General features: G+C 71.7%; 4 protein-coding genes. All 4 read left to right on the top strand.

Going from position 1 to position 3601, the window contains the following annotated elements:
* Positions 1-639: zinc-binding dehydrogenase (locus ABZ928_RS53385; RefSeq protein WP_361537140.1), on the top strand; the 639-nt coding region annotated here is incomplete at its 5' end.
* 40 nt (positions 640-679) lie between these two features.
* Positions 680-1795, top strand: coding sequence for an NAD(P) transhydrogenase subunit alpha (locus ABZ928_RS53380; protein ID WP_361537138.1), 1116 nt, complete (start codon positions 680-682; stop codon positions 1793-1795).
* The gene (locus ABZ928_RS53375; RefSeq protein ID WP_361537136.1) at positions 1792-2103 is read left to right on the top strand and encodes an NAD(P) transhydrogenase subunit alpha; all 312 of its coding nucleotides are present in this window, start codon (positions 1792-1794) and stop codon (positions 2101-2103) included. The genes ABZ928_RS53380 and ABZ928_RS53375 overlap by 4 nt, the downstream gene beginning before the upstream one ends.
* 5 nt (positions 2104-2108) lie before the next feature.
* Positions 2109-3518, top strand: a complete 1410-nt coding sequence (locus tag ABZ928_RS53370; RefSeq protein ID WP_361537134.1) for an NAD(P)(+) transhydrogenase (Re/Si-specific) subunit beta — start codon at positions 2109-2111, stop codon at positions 3516-3518.
* Positions 3519-3601: the final 83 nt, after the last annotated feature.

Genomic DNA, 3601 nt, shown 5'->3' with positions numbered 1-3601 from the left:
GCCGACGCGGGTGCGATCGTCCAGGTGCCCGACGGGGTGTCGTCGTTCGACGCGGCGCCGCTGACCTGCGCGGGCGTCACCACGTACAAGGCGATCAAGGTCGCCCGGGTGGTCCCGGCCGAGCGTGTGGCCGTCTTCGGTATCGGTGGCCTGGGTCATCTGGCCGTCCAGTACGCGCGGTTGGTGGGCGGGCTGGTCACCGCGGTCGACCTGGAGCCCGACAAGCTGGGCCTGGCCCACCGGCTCGGCGCCGACCAGCTGGTCAACGCCCGCACCCATGACCCGGTCGAGGAGATCAAGAAGGCCGGCGGCGCCGATGTGGCTGTCGTGCTCGCCGCCGCCCCGAAGGCCTTCGAGCAGGCCTACAGGTCGCTCAACCGGGGCGGGCGCCTCGTGATGGTCGCCTTGCCGGCCGACAACGCCGCGATCAAGGTGCCGATCTTCGAAACCGTGCTCTTCGGTATCTCGGTCATCGGATCCATCGTCGGCACCCGCCAGGACCTGGCCGAGGTGTTCGCGCTGCACGCGGCCGGACGCACCCAGGTCATCGCCGAGCAGCGGAGTCTGGAACAGGTCAACGACTCCTTCGACGAGGTCCTCGGCGGACGGGCCGAGGCACGGCTCGTCTTCGGGTTCTGAGGCCCGGGGAACCCCCGGACACAGGGAGAGGCAGCAGATCATGGCAACCGTCACCGTAGGTGCCGTACGGGAGCGGGCCCCCGGCGAACGCCGGGTCGCCCTCGTCCCCGAGGCCGTCACCCTCCTGCGCCGGGCCGGCATCGACGTCCTGGTCGAGACCGGGGCCGGCTCCGGCGCCTGGTTCACCGACGCCGACTACACCGCCGTGGGCGCGACCGTCGTGCCCCCGGACGAGCTGTACGCCCGCGCGGACGCTGTCCTGTGCGTCGGCCCGCCCGACGCGGAGACCGCCGAGGCACTGCGTCCCGGTCAGACCCTCATCGGGCTGCTCGAACCGCTGCGCCGGCCCGGCCTCGTCAAGGAGCTGACCGCGCGCGGCGTCCGCACGGTGAGCCTCGATCTGCTGCCGCGCACCCTCAGCCGCGCCCAGTCCATGGACGCGCTGACCTCACAGGCCAGTGTCGCCGGGTACAAGGCGGCGCTGCTCGCCGCGGACTCGTACGACCGGTTCTTCCCGATGCTGACCACCGCCGCGGGCACCATGCGCCCGGCGCAGGTCCTCGTCCTCGGTGCCGGAGTGGCCGGGCTGCAGGCGATCGCCACGGCCCGCCGCCTTGGCGGCGTCGTCACGGCGTACGACGTACGCCCCGAGTCGCGAGGGGAGGTGGAGTCGCTCGGCGCCCGATTCCTGGACATTCAGCGCGAGCCAGGCACCGGATCGGGCGCCGGGCAGGGCGGTTACGCACGGGAGCTGACCGAGGAGGAGCAGCGGGCCCAGCGGGAGGCGCTGGAGGCGCATATCGCCCGCTCCGACGTCGTGATCACCACGGCCCAGGTCCCGGGGCGCACCCCGCCGCTGCTGGTGACCTCGGAGGTGCTCGGGCGGATGGCTGCGGGCTCGGTCGTGATCGACCTGGCGGCGAGCGGCCTCGGCGGCAACGTGGCGGACTCCGCGCCCGACAAGACGGTCGTCCTGGACAACGGCGTCACCGTCGTCGGCGCCGGACGACTGCCGTCCGCGATGCCGACCGCCGCGTCCACGGCGTACGCACGCAACCTCGTCGCGCTGCTGCGCCACCTCGTGCGTGACGGCGCGCTCGTTCTCGACCCGGCCGACGAGATCACGGCCGCGCTGACGGGAGGAGGCCAGTCATGAACGACCTCGATCTCCTCACCGCGATCACCGTGTTCGTGCTGAGCGTGCTGGTCGGCGTCGAGGTCATCAGCAAGGTCCCGGCCACCCTGCACACCCCGCTGATGTCCGGCTCCAACTCGGTGCACGGCATCGTCGTCATCGGCGCGATGCTGATCGCGGCCGAGTCGCACACCTGGCTCGGGTATGTCCTGGCCTTCGTGGCCATGGCGTTCGGCGCGATGAACGTCGTCGGGGGATACGTCGTCACCGACCGGATGCTGGAGATGTTCAAGGCGAAGCCGGCACCGGAGAAGAAGGCCGAGGAGTGAGCGTCATGGTTTCCGACACCGTCCACTACGTCTTCCTCGCCGCGGCCGCCTGCTTCGTCCTCGGCCTGCATCTCATGAACCACCCGCGCACGGCCCGCCGCGGCAACACCCTGTCCGCCGCGGCGATGTCCGTGGCCATTGCCGCCACCGTATGGCTGGTCGCCGACGAGGGCACGATCACCCGCACCGGCTGGCTGGTCCTGACGACGGGCGGGCTCGTCGGCGCGACACTCGGCCTGTGGGCGGCGCGCGAGGTGCGGATGACCGCGATGCCCCAACTGGTCAGCCTCTTCAACGCCGTCGGCGGCGGTGCGGCCGCGCTCATCGCCGTCAACGACCTGCTGCAGGCCGAGGACGCGGCGGCGCTCAGCGCGAGGGTCTCCCTCCCGGGCGCGCTGGACATCGTCATCGGAGCGGTCACCTTCTCCGGTTCGCTGGTCGCCGCGGGCAAGCTGCAGGGTGTGGTGTCCGGGGCGCCGGTGGTGTTCCCGGGGGCGCGAGTGCTCAATGTGCTGCTGCCGGGCCTCTTCGTGGCCGGCACGGTCCGGCTGGTGCTGGCCCCCGACTCCGGCGCCGCGCTGTACGGGCTCACCGCCGTCGCCCTGCTCTTCGGCGTCACCCTGGTGCTGCCGATCGGCGGAGCCGACATGCCGGTGGTCATCGCCCTGTTGAACGCCTTCACGGGGTCGGCGGTCGCGATGGCGGGCTTCGTGCTCGACGAGACCGCGTTGATCGTCGCGGGCATGCTCGTCAGCGCCTCGGGCGGCATCCTCACCAAGCTCATGGCCGACGCGATGAACCGCTCCATCGCGGGCATCGTGATCGGGGGCTTCGGCACCGGCGACAGCGCGACCGCGGCCCCCGGGGCCGGGGCGCCCGCCCAGGTGCGGTCGCTCTCGGCCGACGACGTGGCGATCCAGCTGGCCTACGCCGGCAAGGTCGTCTTCGTACCGGGGTACGGGCTCGCCGCCGCCCAGGCCCAGCACGAACTCGGTGATCTGGCCAAGCTGCTGGCCGACCACGGTGTCGACGTCAGCTACGCCGTCCACCCGGTCGCGGGCCGTATGCCGGGGCACATGAACGTGCTGCTGGCGGAGGCCGACGTGCCCTACACCCAGCTGAAGGAGATGGACGAGATCAACCCCGAGTTCCCGCAGGCCGACGTGGCGTTGGTGATCGGCGCGAACGACGTGACCAACCCGATCGCCCGCCGCCCCGGCAACGCGATCTCGGGCATGCCGATCCTCGACGTGGACCGGGCCAAGAGCGTCGTCGTCATCAAGCGCTCCATGGGCCACGGCTACGCGGGCATCGACAACGAGCTGTACACCGACCCGAAGACCGGCATGTTCTTCACCGACGCGAAGAAGGGCCTCGCCGAACTGAAGGCCGCCGTCGGCGAGTTCGTCAGCTGACCCCTGCGTCGAGGCGGGACGAGGCTGAGCACGGTACGGCCGGCGCCCCGCCATTGCTGGCCGTGCTGCCCTTCGCCCTCGGG

The organism is Streptomyces sp. NPDC046909, from assembly GCF_040644695.1.
In the GTDB taxonomy this organism is placed as follows: Bacteria; Actinomycetota; Actinomycetes; order Streptomycetales; family Streptomycetaceae; genus Streptomyces.
Note: the sequence above shows the minus strand (reverse complement) of the source record. Positions and strands in the feature narration are given on the sequence as shown.

Coding starts and splice junctions, on each gene's coding strand:
- ABZ928_RS53380 (WP_361537138.1), top strand. CDS start 680: ATGGCAACCGTCACCGTAGGTGCCGTACGGGAGCGGGCCCCCGGCGAA.
- ABZ928_RS53375 (WP_361537136.1), top strand. CDS start 1,792: ATGAACGACCTCGATCTCCTCACCGCGATCACCGTGTTCGTGCTGAGC.
- ABZ928_RS53370 (WP_361537134.1), top strand. CDS start 2,109: ATGGTTTCCGACACCGTCCACTACGTCTTCCTCGCCGCGGCCGCCTGC.